Raw genomic sequence first — 19,679 nt, forward strand, 5'->3', positions numbered from 1 at the left:
ACTCTGTTTTGGCCAGGTGCTCTGAGAAGACGTTAACCGAGTGGTGACTACTCGGGTCTATGGTCGAGGAGAAACGATGCAAACGCGCTATAACCAGGTAAAGGATCTACTAACGTGGGCCCAGGATTTTCACGGGCGTATGGCCAAACAGTACAGCGAAGGCGCCGCCCGGACCGATAACGAGCGCCTTGCCATGGCGCTGACCTATCTGGCCTCTCGCGAGGTCAAAATGCGCAGCGGGCTCGAGGCCATTTTTCACGATGGAAGCGATCATCGTGAAGTCCTCGAGCTCTGGTTCGATGAGACGAGTGATTTCCCGCGTCCGCCCAAGCTCGAGGCGCTTTACGAGCGCGGCGTCGCCGCTTCCATCGATGAAGCCATCGAAACCGCCTCCGAAGCGCATGAGCTTCTTCGCGCACTTTACGAGCATCGCGCCGAGTGCGCGAAGATCGAGCCGGAAGAGGCGTTTTTCACCTCGCTGGCCCAGGGACATGAAGCCGAAGTGCGTAAACTGGTCACCAGTATGCGTGAGTTCGAGGATATCTAGCGCCTCTTCGTTTGAAGCAACGGCGCAAGCGATGGCTTTTTAACGCTCGGGCGCTGACACAGGGCGTGGCAATAAGGTATAAACGTTCCAGGCTATTCATACCCGTTGGTCGGTTGCCCCGGCCTGTACCGAGAGCTGCCCCATGTCTGTAAACCGCCGCCGCTTTTTAGCACTTGCCATGGGCTTGCCTGCCGTGGCCAGCGCTAACGTCTCCGCGCCTGCCAGCACTCTTCCCTCAAGCGACATCGTCGAGACGCTTTTGAATCGGGCGGCGGTGCCGCGCCACAGTACCGAGCTCTGGGTGCTGATCGACGATAAAGAGGGGGTGCTGAGCATTTTTCGCGGAAGCGCCCTGATCGAGCGTTTTACGCCGATCTCGCGGGGGACCGGCGGCGCGCGAACCCAGCGCGTGCGGGGCGACAGCACCACGCCACTGGGCGAGTTCCGGGTTTATCGTTTTAATCACGAAAGCCGCTGGCGCATCTTCATCGGAATCGATTATCCTACGCCCCCCCATGCTCGCATGGCGCTGGAGCAGGGTATCTACTCCCAGGCCGATTACGAGGCCTATTTCGATGAATACCGCCGCTACGGCTACCCACCGCAGAACACCGCGCTTGGTGGGGCTATCGGGATACACGGTATCGGGTCGTCCGACCCACAGATTCACGGGCGGTTTCACTGGACCCAAGGGTGCATTGCAGTAAACAACGAGCAAATTGAGCGCATTGCGTCGCTCGTAGATGTTGGCACCCGCGTCGTGATCCGCTAATATGGGCGTAGTCCCTAAGGAAGTTCGAGGTTTTAAAGAGGTGGCTATAGACAAGCGTTGTGGACTAATATAAAACAGCGTTTGACTTCGGCAACATGACATAAGTTATTGGCGCCAGTCACCGAAATGAACCTGCATCGCAGGTAGACAAAATTAAGCTTACCTTCTAGCCTTATTTTTTGTCATACCTTCAACGTAGTACCCAAGGAAGACTCAAGGAGAACATTATGACTCTTAAGACTGCTCTGAAAATGACCGCTGCTGCTGCTTCTCTGGCCGTTCTGGCTGGTTGTGCCTCTACCAGCGCTCTGGAAGAAGTTCGCATGACTGCCGAGTCCGCCCAGGCTGACGCTGCAGAAGCTCGCAGCATGGCTTCACAAGCTCTGAACACTGCTAACCAGGCTCAGCGCGACGCTCAAGCTGCCCTGCAGATGACCGAGCAGAACCGTGAAGAAATGAGCCGTCAGTTCCAGCGCTCCATGCAGAAGTAATTCTGCATGGACCACTGAGCAGCTTTTAGGCTCAGCGGTCTGCGTAAGATGTGAAAAACCCCGCCTCGTGCGGGGTTTTTTATTGCCGGTCGTTTGGCGCCTGGTGGCGACCGAGCGGGTACGAAAAAGGCTACCGCTCGTCAAAGCGATAGCCTCTTTCGGCCTCGAGCGGCCAGGCTTGCCTTTATCGCGTGCGATTAAGCGTCGCTGTCGCGCTCACTGATGGCGCTAAGCTCTACTTCCTCGAACAGCCCGCTGCGCTCGGAAGGTGCCTGCTCGGCGGGGGATTCGGCTTCCGGGGCCGGCGCCTGCGGGCCATAAAGCGCGACGAAGCGCCCGTTGGGGGACTCGACCGCGCGTTTGACCTGGGCATAGTCGACCTGGACGTCGTCCTCGGTGAGCGACTCGACGCGCTCGATGGCGTTCAAAAGCGGCTCAAAATCACCCACGTTCTCTTCGAGCTGCGGGTAGGACTGCACGAACAGCGTGCCATCGGCGCCCCAGCCTGCCTTGAACGGTGCGTCCATCAGGTTGACCTGGGTACCGCTGGGTACGCGCTCGTAAAGCGACTCGATATCTTCCGGGTACATGCGAATGCAGCCGCGGCTGGCGCGCATACCGACGCCTTCCGGGCGGTTGGTGCCGTGAATCAGGTAGCTAGGCATGGCCAACAAAATGGCGTGACGGCCAAGCGGGTTGTCCGGGCCTGCCGGTACGACCGACGGCGCGGGCTCGCCACGCGCGGCGGCTTCGGCCCGCATGGAGGAGGGCGGCGACCAGGCCGGGTCTTTTACCTTCACCGTGGTACGCGTCATGCCCACCGGCGTTGCGAACTCTTCGCGGCCTACGCTGACCGGATAGGTTTCGACGACGCCCGGGTTATCCGCCGGGTAGTAGTAAAGGCGCAGTTCCGAAAGGTTCACCACGACGCCTTCCCGCGGGGCCGGGGGAAGAATGTACTGGGCGGGAATGATCACTTCGGTGCCTTCGCCGGGTACCCAGAGACTTACGTCCGGGTTGGCCATGCGAATCTCTTCGTAGCCGATATTATGGCGTCTGGCGATATCGAGCAGTGTCTCTTCCGGGTCCTGCACCGTTACGGTGTAGTACTGGCCAACGATGTCGCCCTCTTCCGGCAAGCGAAAATGCCCGCGGGGTAGTTCGCGCTGTGCCGCCACCTGGTCTGCGCTGGCAAGCGCATCGCTTTCAAGTGTCGGTGTGGCAATGGGGGCCTGGTCGTCGGTCTGCTGAGCAAGAACCGGGCCGTTCAGGCTGGCAGCTAACAGTACCGCCAGGCTGGTGGGGCCCCAAAGTTTATAAGTACGTCGTGTCGTCATGGTCGTTCCTGATGAGTTGTTCCACCGCGAGGTCGGGTTTCGATGCGAACCAATCCGTTGGTATATACGGCTTAGGTCTAGTTTGCCCCAAGCGTTACGCCGCCGCTACTTTTTGATTGAGAAGCCCCAGCAGGTTTTCAACGGCTTCAAAACGCTGCTCGATTTTTTCCATTTCGAATTCAAACCTTAACGTGTCCGATCCGTCCAAACGGTAGCGTTCCGGCGAGGTCTGAATCAGTTTTACCAGCGTCAGCGGGTCGACCTGGGTGTCGTTGGTAAAGAGTACGCGTCCGCGGCTTTCACCGGCTTCGATACGCGCGATCCCCAGGGGCTCGGCTCGGTGGCGCAATTGGGTTTGGCGTATCAGGTTTTTGAGCGCATCCGGCAGCAGGCCAAAGCGGTCGATGAGTTCTACCTGAAGTTCCTTAAGCTCGCTGTCACTTTGCGTATTGGCAATGCGCTTATACATCACCAGGCGCTGCTGTACATCATGAATATAGTCGTTGGGGATCAAAGCGGGTAGGTTCAGGCTGATTTCGAGACCACTATTGAACGGCGCATCGATATTGGGGGTTTTGCCGGCCCGAATGGCCTTCACCGCACGGTCGAGCATTTCCATATAGAGCGAATAGCCGATCGTCTCCATCTGCCCGCTTTGTTCGTCGCCCAAAAGCTCGCCGGCCCCGCGGATTTCCATATCGTGGCTGGCAAGCGTGAAGCCGGCGCCCAAATCGTCCGAGGCGCTGATGGCCTCCAGACGCTTGACCGCATCGCGGGTCATTGCCTTGGGCGGCGGGGTCAGTAGGTACGCGTAGGCCTGGTGGTGGCTACGCCCCACGCGTCCACGCAACTGGTGCAGCTGGGCCAGGCCGAACTTGTCCGCCCGCTCGATCAAAATCGTGTTGGCGCTGGGCACGTCGATCCCGGTTTCGATGATCGTCGAGCAGACCAGTACGTTGAAGCGCCGGTGGTAGAAATCCGACATGACCCGCTCGAGGCTTCTTTCCGGCAGTTGGCCGTGGGCCACGCCTACGCGGGCCTCGGGGACGAGCTCGCGGATTTGCTCGGCAGTATTTTCGATGGTTTTGACTTCGTTGTGCAGCACGTAGACCTGGCCGCCGCGCAGAATCTCGCGCAGGAGCGCTTCCTTGATCAGGCTTTCGTTGCGCTGTTGAACGAAGGTCTTGACCGATAGCCGCCGGGCCGGGGGCGTGGCGATGATCGAAAGATCGCGAATGCCGCTCATCGCCATATTGAGCGTGCGGGGAATGGGCGTGGCGGTGAGCGTCAAAATGTCGATCTCGGCGCGCAGGGTTTTGAGCTTCTCCTTTTGCGCCACGCCGAAGCGGTGCTCCTCGTCGATGATCAGAAGGCCCATTTTGGGTAGCTCGACGCTCTTGGAGAGCAGCTTGTGCGTGCCGATGACGATATCCGATTGACCCTCCTTGATGCTTTCGAGGGTTTTGGTCATCTCCTTGCCACCGGTAAAGCGCGAAATCAGGCTGATATTGACCGCGGTGTCGGCGAAGCGGTCGCGGAAGTTCTCGAAGTGCTGGCGGGCGAGCAGGGTGGTGGGCACCAGCACCACGACCTGGCGGCCGGACTGCACCGCCAAAAACGCCGCGCGCATCGCGACTTCGGTCTTGCCAAAGCCGACATCGCCGCACACGACGCGGTCCATCGGCTGTGGCGAAATCATGTCGCCGATCACCGCTTCGATGGCGTTTTTCTGGTCCGGTGTTTCCTCGAAAGGGAAGCTGGCCGCAAAGCGGCTATATTCTTCGTCCGGCGTTTCGTACACCGTGCCCTGCTGGGCTTCGCGGCGAGCGTAGATATCCAGAAGCTCGGCGGCGGTATCGCGAATTTTCTCGGCGGCCTTGCGCCGCGCTTTCTCCCACTGGTCCGAGCCGAGCTTGTGAAGTGGCGCGTGCTCGTCGTCGGCGCCGTTGTAGCGCGAAATGAGGTGCAGGCTGTCCACTGGCACGTAGAGCTTGGCCCCGCCGTCATATTCGAGTGCCAAAAACTCGTTGGCCTGGCCGCCGGCTTCCAGCGCCTCGAGCCCCAGGTAGCGGCCTACACCGTGGGCCTGGTGGACCACCGGTGCGCCTTCCTTGAGCTCGGAGAGATGGCGTACCGCCAGCTCGTTGTCGTCGGTGGCTTTCTCCTGGCGGCGGCTTTGACGTACCACGTCGCCGAAGAGTTCGGTTTCGCTGATCACCGCCACGTTGGGCTCGGTCAACCAAAGGCCGCTACCGACCTGGCTCTCGGTAATCGCCGCGCGCTCGCTGCCCTGCAAAAAGGCGCTGAAGCTCTCTGCGTGGGGCAGTTTCAAATGAAGCGGTGCCAACAATTCCTCGAGCGCCTCGCGGCGTCCGCGGGACTCTGCCACGAACAGTACGCGGGTGTCCGGGTGCTGCTCGAGAAACTCCAGCAGGCTGGCGAATGGCTCTTTCGCCCGGGCGTTGACGGCAAGCGTGGGTAGCTCGTGTGCCTTGGGGGTGTGCGCATGGCGGTTGGCGTCTTCTTCGCTAACCAGTTCCAGGCGCGGGCGCTCTTTGATCGCCGAGAATATCTCGTTGACCGGGATGAAGGCGCGGTGGGGCGGCAATAGTGGCCGGGTCGGGTCGACCCCCAGGTTTTCAAAGCGCGACTCGATCGAGCGCCAATGCTGCTCGGCGGCCTCGAACACACCAGGCAGTAGTGCGACCCGCGTGTCGGGGGTGACGTGTTCGAAAAGCGAGGCCGTCTCGTCGAAAAACAGCGGCAAATACTGCTCGAGCCCGGGCGAGGGGATCGCCTTGAGCGCATCGTTATAAAGCGCGCACTGGCGCGGGTCAACGTCGAACAGCGTTTCGAACTGCTCGCGAAAGCAGGCGATGGCGCTGCGGCTTAGCGAATATTCGTGAGCAGGCAGCAGCTCGATTTTATCGACTTTGTCGGTGGAGCGCTGATTGGCCGGATCGAAGTGGCGCAGGGTGTCGATCTCGTCGTCGAACAGGTCGATACGAATCGGCTCATCCATGCCCATGGCAAACAGGTCGATCAGCGCGCCGCGCATGGCGTATTCGCCGGGTTCGTACACCGTTTCGACCGCCCGGTAACCGGCGCGGGAGAGCGATTCGCGAAAGCTTTCGCGCTCAAGCGTCGTGCCGGCCTCGAGGGTCATGACGCGTCCGGCGATGTAATCCACCGGCGGCAGGCGCTGCATGAGCGTATTGATCGGTACCAGCACGATGCCCTTGACGCCGTCCTGGAGTAACTTGAGCGTGCGCAAACGGGCGGAGACGATATCCTGGTGCGGCGAGAAGCTGTCGTAGGGCAGCGTTTCCCAGTCGGGAAAAGGCAGTACCGGCACCTGGCTATAAAACGCCAGGTCCTGTTCCAGGCGCTGGGCGCTGGCCGTGCTGGGGGTCACCACCAGTAAGGGGGCCGCATTGGCTATTTGGGCAAGCGCAAGCGCCGTCGCACTGCCCGGCGGCGCCGTCAGATAGAGCGTGTCGCGTGCCCCTTGGGGGCTGGGTGGGTCGAGCAGAGAAAAAGAGGGCATAGTCAGAGTATCTTGCGCTTGAACAAAGGAGCAATCATACACCATCCGCCGCACCAGTTAGAGAGCTGTGCCCAACCCTGTTTTGCGCGTGTAGTCAAATGGGCATTTGTGTAATACCCCTACACGGCGTGCGACTATCCTTTGATTGCGGCCTTATCGTAACCCCCGGATAATACGCGCAGATTACCTCGCACCATGTTTTCCATCCATCAAGTAAAACCATGCAAAGGGGCCGCACGTGAGTCAGTCAACGCTCGAGAACGTTTTTCAACAGTGGCAAGGCGACGAAGCGCTTGCCGAGCAGATGATTCCGCTGGTCGGTGTGCTTTATCGTCAGAACAACGTGGTGGCCACCATGTTCGGGCGCTCGCTGATCAAGCGCTCGGTCATCCGCATTCTGAAAGATCACCGTTTCGTGCGCAAAATCGAAGGCACCGAGCTTTCGGTCCGGGACACCTTTCCGATCGTGAAAGCGATGGCCTCGTTGAACCTGGCCCCGGCGCACGTAGATATCGGCAAGCTCGCGGTCGCCTTCAAACATCAGGGCGGCGATGATCTCGACGGTTTTCTAAAACGCGAGCTTGGCGAGATCATCGACGGCTATGAGCCGGGCGCGAGTACCGGTGAGCCCAAGGACGTGGTGCTTTACGGTTTTGGGCGTATCGGCCGCCTGCTGGCCCGCGTGCTGGTGGAAAAAGCCGGTGGCGGTAATCTGTTGCGGCTACGCGCTATCGTGGTGCGCGGGCGCGGCGACATCGCCAAGGACCTGGAAAAACGCGCAAGCCTTCTACGCCGCGACTCGGTTCATGGCCCCTTCGACGGCTCGATCTCCATCGACACCGAGGCGCGCACGCTCACGGTCAACGGCAACGTGGTGCAGGTCATCTACGCCGATTCGCCCAGTGAGGTCGACTACACCCACTACGGCATCCATAACGCCGTGGTAGTGGATAACACCGGTATCTGGCGCGACGAAGCCGGCCTTGGCCAGCATCTCGAGTGCAAGGGGGCGGCGAAGGCGCTTTTGACCGCGCCGGGCAAAGGCGATATCAAAAATATCGTTTATGGCATCAATCACGAGGCAATCGGTGAAAACGATCGTATCGTCTCGGCGGCATCATGTACCACCAACGCGATCGTGCCGGTGCTCAAGGCACTCAACGACGAATATGGCGTCAAGACCGGCCACGTTGAAACCGTGCACGCCTACACCAACGATCAAAACCTGATCGATAACTACCATAAGGGCGACCGGCGCGGGCGAAGTGCGGCGCTCAATATGGTGCTGACGGAAACCGGCGCGGCCAAGGCGGTGACCAAGGCGCTGCCGGAGCTCGACGGCAAGCTAACCGGCAACGCCATTCGCGTGCCGACCCCCAACGTCTCGATGGCGATCTTGAATCTGACGCTGGAAAAAGAGACCGACGTCGCCGCGCTCAACGACTACCTGCGCCGCATGTCGATCGATTCCCGCTACCAAAAACAGATCGACTTCGTGGATTCGCCGGAAGTGGTCTCCTCGGATTTCGTCGGCAACCGCCATGCGGGTATCGTGGATGCCAAGGCAACGATCGCCAACGGTCACCACGCGGTGGTCTATCTGTGGTACGACAATGAGTTCGGCTACAGCTGCCAAGTGATTCGCATTTTGCAGCACATGTCTAACGTTGCGTTTTTGAAGCTGCCAAGCGCCTGAAGGCACGTTTCGCGGGCAATCGACGCCTCGTTCAGCCAACGCCACCGCAAGGTGGCGTTTTTTTATGGCGTTAAATAAAGCGAAAAGTATATGTATATAGCACTTTAGGAGAGGGTCGGGGTTGTGGTCATTGGCCGCGCTTATCTTTATAATACGGTAGATTTTTCGGGGTGGTTCAAGCGTGCTTGGGCCTGACTGGTAACAATCTGCAGAGCAAACAACAATTCATCCAGCAGAAAATAAGCATTCGAACCCCTACCTTCGTATATCCGATCCATCAACTGGGCGAGACTATGATCGAAGTCAAAAAAGGCCTGGATCTTCCCATCACGGGAGCGCCTGAGGCGCGTATCGACGATGCGCGGCCTGTGCGCCATGTGGCAATTCTGGGGACTGACTACGTTGGCATGAAGCCAACCATGGAAGTTCAGGAAGGGGACAAGGTCAAACTAGGCCAGCTACTTTTCACCGACAAGAAAACGGAAGGCGTGCGTTTTACAGCGCCGGCCGGGGGTGAGGTAGTCGCTATTAACCGTGGCGAAAAACGACGTTTACTTTCCGTCGTCATTAAAGTCGATGAGAATGAAGAAGCCATGACGTTTGCCTCTCACGAGCGCGACGCATTGGCAACGCTTGACCGTCAGATGGTCGTCGACCAGTTGGTGGAGACCGGTCTTTGGACCGCGCTGCGGACCCGGCCCTTCTCGCGCACACCGGCGCTGGATAGCACGCCTTCCGATATCTTCGTCACCGCCGTGGATACCCATCCGCTCAGCGCTGACCCAGCTCAGATCATCAACGAAAATTCCCAGGCATTCGAAGACGGCCTCAAGGTGCTAACCCGCCTGACCGAGGGCAACGTTTTTCTGTGCACGGGTGAAAATGCCTCTATCCCCGGTGGGGATGTCAGCGGCGTCAAGAGCGAAAGCTTCAAGGGGCCGCACCCGGCGGGCCTGGTCGGCACGCATATTCACTATCTTTCGCCGGTCGCGCTGCATAAAAGCGTGTGGCATATCGGCTATCAGGACGTGATCGCTTTCGGTAAGCTGTTCGTGGAAGGCAAGCTCGACGTCACGCGTATCGTCGCACTCGGCGGCCCGCGGGCCGAGAAGCCGCGCTTGCTGCGTACCCGCATTGGCGCCAGCACCGACGAGCTCTTCGAGGGCGAAGTGATCGAGCCGCACGGCACCCGCGTCATTTCCGGTTCGGTGTTTTCAGGCTTTTCCGCCGAAGGCAAACTGACCTATCTTGGCCGCTTTCACAACCAGGTCAGCCTGTTGGAAGAGGGTAACAAGCGCTCCTTCTTGGGTTGGCTCTCGCCGGGGAAAAACCGCCATTCGGTCATGGGTATCTACCTTTCCGGGTTCAAGGGATTGAATAACTTTGCGCCGACCACCTCCACTAATGGCTCCGAGCGGGCGATGGTGCCGGTGGGCAACTATGAGCGGGTTATGCCGCTGGATGTGATGCCGACGCAGCTACTGCGTTCGCTGATCGTGGGAGATATCGAGTCTGCCATGGACCTGGGGTGCCTGGAGCTGGATGAAGAAGATCTGGCGCTTTGTACCTACGCCTGTCCTGGCAAGTACGAGTACGGCCCCATCCTGCGTGACAATCTCACCATGATCGAGAAAGAGGCCTGATATGGGTATTCGACAAACGCTCGACACGCTCGAGCCGCACTTCCACAAGGGCGGCAAGTACGAGAAGTTCTACCCGCTCTATGAGGCGGTCGACACGATCTTTTACTCGCCCCCCAGCGTTGCCAAAACCACTGCCCACATTCGCGACGGCATCGATCTCAAGCGGATGATGATCACCGTATGGCTTTGCACCTTCCCGGCGATGTTCTTTGGCATGTGGAACGCCGGCTGGCAGACCAACGTGGCGATCGATTCGGGTTACGCGGCCCTCGAAGGCTGGCGTGAAACGTTGTTTCTGCTGATTTCCGCGGGGCATGATCCCGGTAGTCTGTGGTCCAACTTCGCGCTCGGCGCGGTGTACTTCCTGCCGATCTACCTGGTCACCTTCGCCGTGGGCGGGTTCTGGGAAGTGCTGTTCGCTATCAAGCGTGGCCACGAGGTCAATGAAGGCTTCTTCGTGACCTCGGTGCTCTATGCGCTGATCCTGCCGGCTACCATTCCGCTTTGGCAGGTGGCGCTGGGCATCACCTTCGGCGTGGTGATCGGTAAGGAGATCTTCGGGGGTACCGGCAAGAACTTCCTGAACCCGGCGCTGACCGGCCGGGCATTTTTGTACTTTGCTTACCCCGCGCAAATCTCCGGCGACTCCGTCTGGGTGGCCGCGGATGGCTACACCGGCGCAACGGCTTTGTCCGTCGCTTTCCAGGACGGCATGGATACGCTCGCCAACACCTTCAGTTGGACGGATGCTTTCTTCGGTTTTGTGCCAGGCTCGGTGGGTGAAGTCTCGACCCTTGCTATACTAGTGGGCGCGGCGGTTCTGCTTTGGACGCGTATCGCTTCCTGGCGGATCATGCTAGGGGTCTTCTTGGGTATGGTGGCGACCAGTGCGCTGTTTAATCTGATCGGCTCCGAGACCAACCCGATGTTTGCGATGCCCTGGTACTGGCACCTGGTGATCGGTGGCTTTGCCTTCGGTATGGTGTTCATGGCCACCGACCCGGTATCTGCGTCGATGACGAACCAGGGGCGTCTGGTCTTTGGTGCATTGATCGGTGTGATGACCGTATTGATCCGCGTGGTGAACCCGGCATTCCCGGAAGGCATCATGTTGGCGATACTGTTCGCGAACCTGTTTGCGCCCTTGATTGATTACTTCTTCGTCCAGGCCAATATCAAACGCCGTACCAAGCGTATCGGCGCACCGGCCGAGGAGACTGCCTAATGGCACAAGGTAACAACTCCATCAAGAAAATTCTGATCGTAGCGTTCTCGCTATGTATCGTTTGCTCGGTGATTGTCTCTACCGCGGCCGTGGCGCTGCGCCCTGCGCAGCAGCTCAACCAGGAGCTCGACCGCAAGACCAATATTCTGAACGTGGCCAGACTCTATGAGTCCGGCATGGACGTCGAGCAGGCGTTCAGCGAGCAGATCACCGGGCGCGTCGTCGAGCTTGAAACCGGCGACTATACCGATGAGTTCGATGCGGACGAGTACGATGGCTTCGAAGCGGCGCGGGACCCGGCGACCGGTCGTACGCTGTCTGGCGATCGCGACATCGCCGGTCTCTCCCGCGTTGAGAACTATTCGACCGTCTACCTGGTAGGCGACCCGGAAGACCCGGAGCAGATCGTTCTGCCGATTCGCGGACAGGGTCTTTGGGGCCGTATGCGCGGCTTCCTGGCGGTAGAAGGTGACGGCAATACCATTGTCAGTATCACCTACTACGAGCACAGCGAAACGCCGGGGCTGGGTGGCGAAGTGAATAACCCGCGCTGGCAGGCTCAGTGGGAAGGTAAAGAGATCTACGATGAAGAGGGTGACCTCTCACCGGCGATTCACCTGACCAAGGGCGGCGCCAGCAGCGAGTACGAGGTGGATGCACTTTCCGGTGCCACGCTCACCAGTAACGGCGTTACCAATATGCTCCAGTTCTGGCTCAGCGAGGAAGGCTTTGGACCGTACCTGGCCAAGTTCCGGGGTGACACCGAGCCGGAAGACGCCGCAGACACCGACACCGACTTCAACGACGTTGAGGGGGCTTGATCATGGCGGATGTAAATGCAAAGGGCGTGTTGACCGCGCCTATATTCCAGAATAACCCCATTGCGCTGCAAATTCTGGGGATCTGTTCGGCGCTGGCGGTAACGACCAGCATGGGCGTATCGCTGGTCATGGCGCTGGCGGTTATCTTCGTAACATCGTTTTCGAATCTGTTCGTATCATTGATACGTAACCACATTCCCTCGGCGATTCGTATCATCGTGCAGATGACCATCATCGCATCGTTGGTTATCGTGGTGGATCAGATTCTGAAAGCCTACGCCTACGAAATGTCCAAGCAGCTGTCGGTCTTCGTTGGTTTGATCATCACCAACTGTATCGTCATGGGCCGCGCCGAAGGCTTCGCCATGTCCAACTCGCCGGGCATGTCGTTTCTGGACGGCGTCGGTAACGGCTTGGGCTATGGTTTCGTACTGCTGGTCGTGGGTTTCTTCCGCGAACTTCTCGGTGCGGGCAGCTTGTTCGGTTACACCATTTTGCCGACCGTTCAGGATGGCGGCTGGTACATTACCAACGGCTTGCTGCTGCTGCCGCCTTCCGCGTTCTTCATCATTGGCCTTTTGATCTGGGTGCTGCGCTCGCTCAACCCGGAGCAGGTCGAAGAGAACGAGTTCAAGATGAAGGAAAACACCAAGCCGAAGGAGGCCGTGTAACATGGAACACTATTTAAGCCTTTTCGTTGCTTCGGTCTTTGTCGAGAACATGGCGCTGGCCTTCTTTTTGGGCATGTGTACGTTTTTGGCGGTGTCCAAAAAGGTTTCGTCGGCCATCGGCTTGGGTATCGCGGTCATCGTGGTACTCACCGTCACGGTACCGGTGAACAACCTGGTGTACACCTATCTGCTGCAGGAAGGTGCGCTGACCTGGACGGGCATCGATGGGGCTGAAAACATCGACCTATCGTTTTTGGGTCTGCTTTCTTACATCGGCGTTATCGCGGCACTCGTTCAGATCATGGAAATGTTCCTCGATAAGTACGTGCCGTCGCTTTACAACGCGCTGGGCGTTTTCCTGCCGCTGATTACCGTTAACTGCGCGATCCTGGGTGGCGTACTGTTCATGGTGGAGCGTAACTACAACTTTGGCGAAGCCGTGGTGTATGGCTTTGGTGCCGGTACGGGCTGGGCGCTGGCGATTGCCGCCCTGGCCGGTATCCGCGAGAAGCTAAAGTACAGCGATGTACCGGGTGGCTTGCAAGGCCTTGGCATCACGTTCATCACCGTTGGCTTGATGTCTCTGGGCTTTATGTCCTTTTCGGGCATTCAGCTTTAATCGGCCGGTTTTCTCGGCGGCGGCTCGCCGCCGAGGTAGAAAACCCTCAGCAATAGGAAACCGACATGGTTGATACATCTGTCATCTTGCTCGGTGTTGTCATGTTCACGGTCATCGTCATTAGTTTGACGGCGATCATTCTGGCAGCGCGCAGCAAGCTCGTGAGTAGCGGGGACGTGACGATTGAAGTCAATGACGACCCCGAGAACACCCTGACCACCCAGGCCGGCGGCAAGCTGTTGAACACCCTGGCGGCCAACGGTATTTTCCTTTCCTCCGCCTGTGGTGGTGGCGGCTCCTGCGCGCAGTGTAAATGCCGCGTAGAAGAGGGCGGTGGCTCGATTCTGCCGACCGAAGAGTCGCACTTCACCATGCGCGAGAAAAAGGAAGGCTGGCGCCTTTCTTGCCAGGTACCCGTCAAGCAGGACATGAAGATCGAAGTGCCTGAAGAGGTATTCGGCGTCAAGAAATGGGAGTGCGAAGTCACCGCCAACCCCAACGTCGCGACCTTCATCAAGGAGCTCAACCTCAAGCTTCCCGAAGGCGAAGAAGTGGCCTTCCGCGCTGGTGGCTACGTGCAGCTCGTTGCACCGCCCTACGATATCAAGTTCTCGGACTTCGATATCGAAGAGGAGTATCGCGGTGATTGGGAAACCTTCAATTTGTTCGACGTTTCCCATAAGAACGACGAAGAAGTGATTCGCGCTTACTCCATGGCGAACTACCCGGAAGAGAAGGGGCTTCTCAAGTTCAATATCCGTATCGCTACGCCGCCGCCCAAGTCTGACCATCCGCCGGGCTTGATGTCGACCTACGTGTTCAGCTTGAAAGAGGGCGACAAGGTCGACGTAATGGGGCCCTTCGGTGAATTCTTCGCCAAGGATACCGATGCCGAGATGATCTTCGTCGGCGGTGGTGCGGGCATGGCGCCGATGCGCAGCCATATCTTCGATCAGCTCAAGCGTTTGAAAACCGATCGTAAGATCTCGTTCTGGTACGGTGCGCGCTCCTGGCGCGAGACGTTCTACAACGAAGATTACGATCAGCTGGCCGAAGAGTTTTCGAACTTCGAGTGGCACCTGGCGCTTTCCGATCCGCTCCCGGAAGACAACTGGGAAGGAGCGACCGGCTTTATCCATAACGTGCTCTATGAAGAGTACTTGAAGGATCACCCGGCGCCGGAGGATTGCGAGTACTATATGTGCGGTCCGCCCATGATGAACGCCTCCGTTATCAAGCTGTTGCTGGATATGGGCGTCGAGCCTGAAAACATCATGCTGGATGACTTCGGCGGTTAAGGGTTTATCCCACGCTCAACGGGGCTAGCTTGATGCTAGCCCCGTTCGTTTTACCCCTTGGCCGTACTGCCTGATTATATCGCCCGCTCCAGGGTATAATGACCAAGGTATAATGACGCAGTACACCCATTAAAGCGGGTGTGTTAACCCGAATGACGGCACTTTCAGGGCCTATTACTGTCCCGAGAAAGACAACGTCACAGGAGGCTTATATGGCTATTTGGTTACTGGTTTTGGGTTTCATGGCGCTCATCATGACCGCCATGGCGGTAGGTGTCTTGATGGGGCGCAAGCCGATCGCCGGTTCCTGCGGCGGGCTCAATCAGATCGGTATGAAAGACGGCTGCGATATCTGCGGCGGTAAAGACAAGGTATGCGAAGAAGAGAACCGCAAGCGGGGCGGCGCGCGCCGGGTAAGCGATGAAAGCCGGGGCGCGGATCTCGGCTACAACGCTACCCGCCGTTAAGCGCCACGCTATCGGCGGCGTAAGTGAGGTAAACGCGCGTACGCTTCGTGCGCGCGATCATGGGATCGAGGAGACGCAGACGGTATGGCGGTTCATAATTACGATGTCGTAGTGATTGGTACGGGCCCGGCCGGCGAGAGCGCGGCCATCAACGCGGCCAAGAACGATCAGCGCGTGGCTATCATCGAAAAGCAACCCCAGGTGGGCGGCAACTGCACCCACTGGGGTACGATTCCCTCCAAGGCGCTGCGCCACCAGGTCAAGCAAATCCTGGCGTTCAATACCAACCGCATGTTTCGCGATATCGGCGAGCCCCGGATGTTCTCCTATCCCCGGGTCATGGAGCGCTCCCGCGATACCATCGACCAGCAGGTCGAGATGCGTACGACCTTTTACGCGCGTAACCGTATCGACCTGTTTCACGGGACCGCCCATTTCAAGGATGAGCACACGCTGCTGGTTCGCGACCGCCAGGAAGGGGTCGAGGAACTGGTGGCTAAAAGAGTCGTCATCGCGACCGGGTCACGCCCCTATCGCCCCGGCGATATCGACTTCCGTCACCCGCGTATCTACTGCTCCGATACGATTTTGAGCATGGCGCACACCCCGCGCACGATGGTGATATTTGGCGCCGGCGTTATCGGCTGCGAGTATGCCTCGATTTTCTCCGGGCTGGGCATCAAGGTCGATTTGGTCAATAGCCGCGACAGCCTGCTGTCGTTTCTCGATGACGAGATCAGCGACGCGCTCTCCTACCATCTGCGCAAGCACGGCGTGTTGATCCGCCATAACGAAGAATACGACCGGGTAGAGGGCGACGAGTCCGGCGTGGTCGTCTACTTGAAATCCGGCAAGAAGATTCGCGCCGACGCCTTTTTATGGGCAAACGGCCGCACCGGTAATACCGATACCCTGGGACTCGAGAATATCGGCCTGAAGGCTAACGGCCGTGGCCAGCTAAGCGTGGACGACCACTACCGCACCGAGCTTCCCCATATTTACGCGGCGGGAGACGTCATCGGTTGGCCGAGTCTGGCCAGCGCCGCTTACGATCAAGGCCTGAACTCCTGCAACGAGCTGCTGGACAAGGACTACCGGTTCGTGACCGACATCCCGACCGGTATCTACACGATTCCCGAGATCAGCTCTTTTGGCCCCAACGAACGCGAGCTGACCGAGGCAAAAGTGCCTTACGAGGTGGGCAAGGCGTTTTTCAAGGATACCGCCCGGGCGCAAATTACCGGCGATACGGTGGGAATGCTAAAAATTCTTTTCCATCAGGACACGCTGGAGATTCTCGGCATCCACTGCTTTGGCGACCAGGCGTCGGAAATTCTGCATATCGGCCAGGCCATCATGCAGCAAGAGGGCGAGGCCAATACGCTGCGCTATTTCGTAAGCACTACGTTCAACTACCCGACCATGGCCGAGGCCTATCGGGTAGCAGCGCAAAATGGCTTGAACCGCGTTTTCTAGACGACAGGTTATCTTCAAGCGAAAGAAAAGGGTCCAACGGGCCCTTTTTTAATGCCAGCCGATCAATCGCCCAATAGCTCCTCGGCACGGCTTTGCCAGGGCCCTTCGAGGGCGGCGGCCCGGCTTAGCGCTTGGCGTGAGGCCTCTGAATCGCCCTGGTTGGCCCGCAGCAACCCCAGGTTGAGCCAGGCCGCGCCCAGGTTAGGGTCGCTTTGCGTCGCCGCCTCAAAAGCGCGCCGTGCGGCGGCCGGCTCCTGGTTGGCAAAGAGCGCATTACCCAGGGCGAACTGGCCGAGCGCATTGGCGGGGTGGCGCTCGACGAGCGCCTGCCAACTGCTGAGGGTGGCGACCGGACCGTGTAGCGCCTCGTAAGCACTAATGGCCTCCACCGCGCCCCGCGCCGATACGTTGGCGGCAAGCTCCCCCGGTGCCTTGACCACGAACCCCCAGCGCTCGCTGCGCGCCCAGGTCGCATCGAAGCGGCTAAACACCATCGTGTGCCGCTCGATTTCACCGCTTCTTAGAATCAGGCGCTGCTCGGGCAGGTCATAGCCGATCGCCACCGCGTAGTGCCAAAGCGGGTAGATCGGCAGTGACAGGTTTTGCATCACCACCACCGGCTCGCCGGCCGCCAGGTGGGCAAGTAGCGCGTCCATGGTGGGGCGGATAGGGTAGGCGATCAGCTCATGGCGGCGAACCGTGGCCAGCATTTCCGGCTGCAGGCTGCCTTCTCGCCCCGGCACGTACACCTGGGGAATGAGCTCCTCCAGGGTGACGTCTTTTCCCTGGTACGCGAGCACCATGGCAAGACTTGCCGGGCCGCACTGGTACTCGCTTTGCGCGAAGAAGGGCACGCTTGCAAGCTCGGCCTGGGGGGCAATGCTTTGATAGGTGCTTTCGAGTAGAACCGGGCTGCGCGCGCAGCCACAAAGCCAAAGCGCGAGCATGAAAACGCCCGCAAGGCGGGCGTAGGGAAGTAGAGAGCGCATCGGTGCGATTAGCGAGTAAACGGATAAACGTCGGTCAGGCCGAGAATATCAGTAATCAGCAGAATGATGAACACGGCAAAGAGGGTGCCGACCACGCCGCTGGCACCGGCGGGCAGCTCGTCCAGGCGCTCGGCCATCTGCTGGGCTTCGCTGTCGCTCAGGGCGGCCACACGTGCCTGAACGTCGCTCGGGTCGACGCCCTGGCCGACAAGCGCTTGCTGAACATCGGCGCGGGCCAGCAGGTCGCTGATACGCTGACGATCACTACCGGCCTGGTCGCTTGCGAGCATCGACTGGGTCGAGATCATGCCGGTCGAGGCACTGTTGCTCGACGCCATCACCGGCAGGCTGGTAACCACCAGCGCCAGAATCAACAGAGCGGAAAGGGAGGCACGCAGGGTTTTCATCGTCTTCATCCTTGGACAAATGCGCAGAGCGCTTTTTAAGTAGGTAATGAGCAATAGGTAATGAGTCGCCGAAACCACCGTCAGGGCGGCCATTCAAGCCTTTGCTAACGGGTTACACGCCAATTCGGTAGGTCCATGCGGTTTCGGTCAGTATACCTTTCGCGCCGGACATCGTCATCGCCAAATCGTGCAGGCCGGGCCAGAGCGGCACGCTGGACGCGCCCTTGACCGACAGGTCCAGGCGCTGCGCCATGAGCAACAGCTTGTGCAGCCGCTTCATCGGCAGGCGGCTGATCGCCTTTTGGTACGCCGGGCGGCGCTTATCGAAAATCATCGGCTTTTGGGTCTTGCAGGCGTGTTCGAAGCTCTGGCCCTGATCGAGGTGTTGATGCAGCGACAAGAGCGTACGCAGCTCGCGGGTCAGCGCCCAAAGCACGATGGGCGCCTCGACCCCTTCGCTTTTGAGCCCGGAGACGATTTTCGAAACGCGCTGTGGCTCGCCTTTCAAGCAGGCGTCCGCCAGGTTGAACACGTCAAAGCGCGAGCTGTCCTCGACGCCCACGGCGATGCTTTCGACGTTGAGCCGCGTGCCCTGGGGGTGAATCAGCGCAAGTTTTTGAAGCTCCTGGTCGGCGGCGAGCAGATTACCCTCGGTACGCTCGCCCAGAAGCCGGGCCGCGTCCAAATCGATCTGCACGCCGTAGAGCCCGGCGCGGTCGCGTAGCCAGTAACCCAGCCGCGAAGCATCCACCGGCCATACCGGCACGAAGAGCCCGTGTTTATCCAGGCTCTTGAACCAGGCGCTTTTTTGCTGCTTGGCGTCGAGCTTGCCCATGCTGATCAAGAGGACATCGTCGCTGGCGTCCATCTGCTCGGCGTACTGGGCAAGCGCCTTACTGCCTTCCTGGCCGAGCTTTTGATTGCCTAAACGCAGTTCCAAAAGCTTGTTGGTGGCAAATAGCGACAGGTTGCTCGCCGTCTCCAGAAGCCGCCCCCAGGCGAAATTGGGCTCGACATCGAGCACTTCGCGCTCCTCGATACCGGCCTGGCGGGCGGCCTGGCGCACCGCGTCGCAAGCATCGCGGTGCTGCAAGGGCTCTTCACCGGCAACGATCACGACCCGGGGCAGCTTTTTGGCAAGCTGGCCCGGCAGCTGGTCGGCGAACACCTTCACGGCGGCGTCTCTAGCGTGGCGAGGCGCTCGATGATGCGCTTGGCGAGCTGGCGAGTCAGCGTTTGATTCGCTTCATCCAACAGCGTTTCGCGGTTCAAAAGGTCGTCGTCGTTGACGCGGATACGCGTTGCGGTATCGATCACGGCGTTGTTGAGCGCGTAGGCGCTGGTATCGCGCTGCTGAACCGAGAGTGAGACGCGCATGGTCAGCTCGTGGTCGCGGTTGGCGCGCCCTTCGCTTCCCAGTGCTCGGTTTTCGACCCTGGGCGTGCCCAGGGTCACCCGCCAGGGCGCGCCGGGGGTTACGTTGGTCCCCATGCGCGTAAGCTGGCTTTCGAGCTCGCGGGCAAGCGGAGTAGCCGTCTCACCTTCGATCGTGAGCGCCGGAAGCGTGGGGAGCGAGTCCGCCCCCCGTAGTTGAAAACCGCAGCCAGCCAGCGCGGCCGCCGTAATGGCCGCGGCCCCCAGCGCCAGCAAGCGCCGGCGCATTGATTTCATCG

Annotated in this window: 18 protein-coding genes; 12 read left to right on the plus strand and 6 right to left on the minus strand. The window is 59.4% G+C overall.

All coding sequences use genetic code 11. From position 1 onward, the window contains the following. Positions 1-76 precede the first annotated feature (76 nt). The 3 genes from ACWHRL_RS07030 to ACWHRL_RS07040 all read left to right on the plus strand — a co-directional run bounded on the left by ACWHRL_RS07030 (position 77) and on the right by ACWHRL_RS07040 (position 1,810). Positions 77-547: a 2-hydroxyacyl-CoA dehydratase gene (locus ACWHRL_RS07030; RefSeq protein WP_447895800.1), complete on the plus strand. Its 471-nt coding sequence runs from the start codon at positions 77-79 to the stop codon at positions 545-547. Between the two features lie 142 nt (positions 548-689). Beyond that, complete coding sequence (locus tag ACWHRL_RS07035) at positions 690-1,319, plus strand: L,D-transpeptidase family protein (protein WP_447895801.1); 630 nt, start codon at positions 690-692, stop codon at positions 1,317-1,319. Positions 1,320-1,546: 227 nt separating this feature from the next. Continuing rightward, on the plus strand, positions 1,547-1,810 hold the full coding sequence (locus tag ACWHRL_RS07040; RefSeq protein WP_447528524.1) for an Lpp/OprI family alanine-zipper lipoprotein: 264 nt from the start codon (positions 1,547-1,549) through the stop codon (positions 1,808-1,810). 197 nt (positions 1,811-2,007) lie between these two features. On the opposite strand, the gene ACWHRL_RS07045 is transcribed toward ACWHRL_RS07040, so the two are convergent. Both ACWHRL_RS07045 and mfd read right to left on the minus strand, forming a co-directional pair. Beyond that, positions 2,008-3,147 (minus strand): L,D-transpeptidase family protein, encoded by a 1,140-nt coding sequence (locus ACWHRL_RS07045; RefSeq protein WP_447895802.1) that lies wholly within the window; start codon positions 3,145-3,147, stop codon positions 2,008-2,010. 94 nt (positions 3,148-3,241) lie between these two features. After that, complete coding sequence (gene mfd / locus ACWHRL_RS07050) at positions 3,242-6,694, minus strand: transcription-repair coupling factor (protein ID WP_447895803.1); 3,453 nt, start codon at positions 6,692-6,694, stop codon at positions 3,242-3,244. Between the two features lie 238 nt (positions 6,695-6,932). On the opposite strand from mfd, the gene ACWHRL_RS07055 reads away from it, so the two are divergent. The 9 genes from ACWHRL_RS07055 to sthA all read left to right on the plus strand — a co-directional run bounded on the left by ACWHRL_RS07055 (position 6,933) and on the right by sthA (position 16,610). Beyond that, positions 6,933-8,390, plus strand: coding sequence for a glyceraldehyde-3-phosphate dehydrogenase (locus ACWHRL_RS07055; RefSeq protein ID WP_447895804.1), 1,458 nt, complete (start codon positions 6,933-6,935; stop codon positions 8,388-8,390). Between the two features lie 293 nt (positions 8,391-8,683). Continuing rightward, positions 8,684-10,033: a Na(+)-translocating NADH-quinone reductase subunit A gene (locus tag ACWHRL_RS07060; RefSeq protein WP_447895805.1), complete on the plus strand. Its 1,350-nt coding sequence runs from the start codon at positions 8,684-8,686 to the stop codon at positions 10,031-10,033. A gap of 1 nt (position 10,034) precedes the next feature. Next, positions 10,035-11,258 carry an NADH:ubiquinone reductase (Na(+)-transporting) subunit B gene (locus ACWHRL_RS07065; RefSeq protein WP_447528529.1) on the plus strand — a complete coding sequence of 408 codons (1,224 nt, stop codon included), beginning with the start codon at positions 10,035-10,037 and terminating at the stop codon, positions 11,256-11,258. Then, positions 11,258-12,079, plus strand: a complete 822-nt coding sequence (locus ACWHRL_RS07070) for a Na(+)-translocating NADH-quinone reductase subunit C (protein WP_447528530.1) — start codon at positions 11,258-11,260, stop codon at positions 12,077-12,079. The genes ACWHRL_RS07065 and ACWHRL_RS07070 overlap by 1 nt, the downstream gene beginning before the upstream one ends. A gap of 2 nt (positions 12,080-12,081) precedes the next feature. Further along, positions 12,082-12,750 carry an NADH:ubiquinone reductase (Na(+)-transporting) subunit D gene (locus ACWHRL_RS07075; RefSeq protein ID WP_447895806.1) on the plus strand — a complete coding sequence of 223 codons (669 nt, stop codon included), beginning with the start codon at positions 12,082-12,084 and terminating at the stop codon, positions 12,748-12,750. Position 12,751: 1 nt separating this feature from the next. Continuing rightward, positions 12,752-13,369 (plus strand): NADH:ubiquinone reductase (Na(+)-transporting) subunit E, encoded by a 618-nt coding sequence (gene nqrE / locus ACWHRL_RS07080; protein WP_447528532.1) that lies wholly within the window; start codon positions 12,752-12,754, stop codon positions 13,367-13,369. A 65-nt stretch (positions 13,370-13,434) separates the two neighbouring features. Continuing rightward, complete coding sequence (gene nqrF / locus ACWHRL_RS07085) at positions 13,435-14,667, plus strand: NADH:ubiquinone reductase (Na(+)-transporting) subunit F (RefSeq protein ID WP_447895807.1); 1,233 nt, start codon at positions 13,435-13,437, stop codon at positions 14,665-14,667. A gap of 212 nt (positions 14,668-14,879) precedes the next feature. Then, positions 14,880-15,134 (plus strand): (Na+)-NQR maturation NqrM, encoded by a 255-nt coding sequence (gene nqrM, locus ACWHRL_RS07090; protein WP_447528534.1) that lies wholly within the window; start codon positions 14,880-14,882, stop codon positions 15,132-15,134. Between the two features lie 84 nt (positions 15,135-15,218). Continuing rightward, positions 15,219-16,610, plus strand: coding sequence for a Si-specific NAD(P)(+) transhydrogenase (gene sthA / locus ACWHRL_RS07095; protein ID WP_447528535.1), 1,392 nt, complete (start codon positions 15,219-15,221; stop codon positions 16,608-16,610). A gap of 62 nt (positions 16,611-16,672) precedes the next feature. On the opposite strand, the gene ACWHRL_RS07100 is transcribed toward sthA, so the two are convergent. The 4 genes from ACWHRL_RS07100 to ACWHRL_RS07115 form a co-directional block, all read right to left on the minus strand. After that, complete coding sequence (locus tag ACWHRL_RS07100; RefSeq protein WP_447895808.1) at positions 16,673-17,599, minus strand: PA2778 family cysteine peptidase; 927 nt, start codon at positions 17,597-17,599, stop codon at positions 16,673-16,675. Positions 17,600-17,607: 8 nt separating this feature from the next. Next, entirely contained in the window at positions 17,608-18,006 is a 399-nt protein-coding gene (locus tag ACWHRL_RS07105; protein ID WP_447528537.1) for a PA2779 family protein, read from the minus strand. 112 nt (positions 18,007-18,118) lie between these two features. After that, a complete protein-coding gene (holA, locus tag ACWHRL_RS07110; protein ID WP_447895809.1) occupies positions 18,119-19,180 on the minus strand; it encodes a DNA polymerase III subunit delta in 1,062 nt (353 codons plus the stop codon). Next, the gene (locus ACWHRL_RS07115; RefSeq protein ID WP_447895810.1) at positions 19,177-19,677 is read right to left on the minus strand and encodes an LPS-assembly lipoprotein LptE; all 501 of its coding nucleotides are present in this window, start codon (positions 19,675-19,677) and stop codon (positions 19,177-19,179) included. The genes holA and ACWHRL_RS07115 overlap by 4 nt, the downstream gene beginning before the upstream one ends. Between the last annotated feature and the right edge of the window lie 2 nt (positions 19,678-19,679).

This window comes from Vreelandella sp. GE22 (assembly GCF_968212445.1).

Excerpts from the sequence above, each read along its gene's own strand:
- ACWHRL_RS07030 (WP_447895800.1), top strand. The coding sequence starts at position 77 with ATGCAAACGCGCTATAACCAGGTAAAGGATCTACTAACGTGGGCCCAG.
- ACWHRL_RS07035 (WP_447895801.1), top strand. The coding sequence starts at position 690 with ATGTCTGTAAACCGCCGCCGCTTTTTAGCACTTGCCATGGGCTTGCCT.
- ACWHRL_RS07040 (WP_447528524.1), top strand. The coding sequence starts at position 1,547 with ATGACTCTTAAGACTGCTCTGAAAATGACCGCTGCTGCTGCTTCTCTG.
- ACWHRL_RS07045 (WP_447895802.1), bottom strand. The coding sequence starts at position 3,147 with ATGACGACACGACGTACTTATAAACTTTGGGGCCCCACCAGCCTGGCG.
- mfd (WP_447895803.1), bottom strand. The coding sequence starts at position 6,694 with ATGCCCTCTTTTTCTCTGCTCGACCCACCCAGCCCCCAAGGGGCACGC.
- ACWHRL_RS07060 (WP_447895805.1), top strand. The coding sequence starts at position 8,684 with ATGATCGAAGTCAAAAAAGGCCTGGATCTTCCCATCACGGGAGCGCCT.
- ACWHRL_RS07065 (WP_447528529.1), top strand. The coding sequence starts at position 10,035 with ATGGGTATTCGACAAACGCTCGACACGCTCGAGCCGCACTTCCACAAG.
- ACWHRL_RS07070 (WP_447528530.1), top strand. The coding sequence starts at position 11,258 with ATGGCACAAGGTAACAACTCCATCAAGAAAATTCTGATCGTAGCGTTC.
- ACWHRL_RS07075 (WP_447895806.1), top strand. The coding sequence starts at position 12,082 with ATGGCGGATGTAAATGCAAAGGGCGTGTTGACCGCGCCTATATTCCAG.
- nqrE (WP_447528532.1), top strand. The coding sequence starts at position 12,752 with ATGGAACACTATTTAAGCCTTTTCGTTGCTTCGGTCTTTGTCGAGAAC.
- nqrF (WP_447895807.1), top strand. The coding sequence starts at position 13,435 with ATGGTTGATACATCTGTCATCTTGCTCGGTGTTGTCATGTTCACGGTC.
- nqrM (WP_447528534.1), top strand. The coding sequence starts at position 14,880 with ATGGCTATTTGGTTACTGGTTTTGGGTTTCATGGCGCTCATCATGACC.
- sthA (WP_447528535.1), top strand. The coding sequence starts at position 15,219 with ATGGCGGTTCATAATTACGATGTCGTAGTGATTGGTACGGGCCCGGCC.
- ACWHRL_RS07100 (WP_447895808.1), bottom strand. The coding sequence starts at position 17,599 with ATGCGCTCTCTACTTCCCTACGCCCGCCTTGCGGGCGTTTTCATGCTC.
- ACWHRL_RS07105 (WP_447528537.1), bottom strand. The coding sequence starts at position 18,006 with ATGAAAACCCTGCGTGCCTCCCTTTCCGCTCTGTTGATTCTGGCGCTG.
- ACWHRL_RS07115 (WP_447895810.1), bottom strand. The coding sequence starts at position 19,677 with ATGAAATCAATGCGCCGGCGCTTGCTGGCGCTGGGGGCCGCGGCCATT.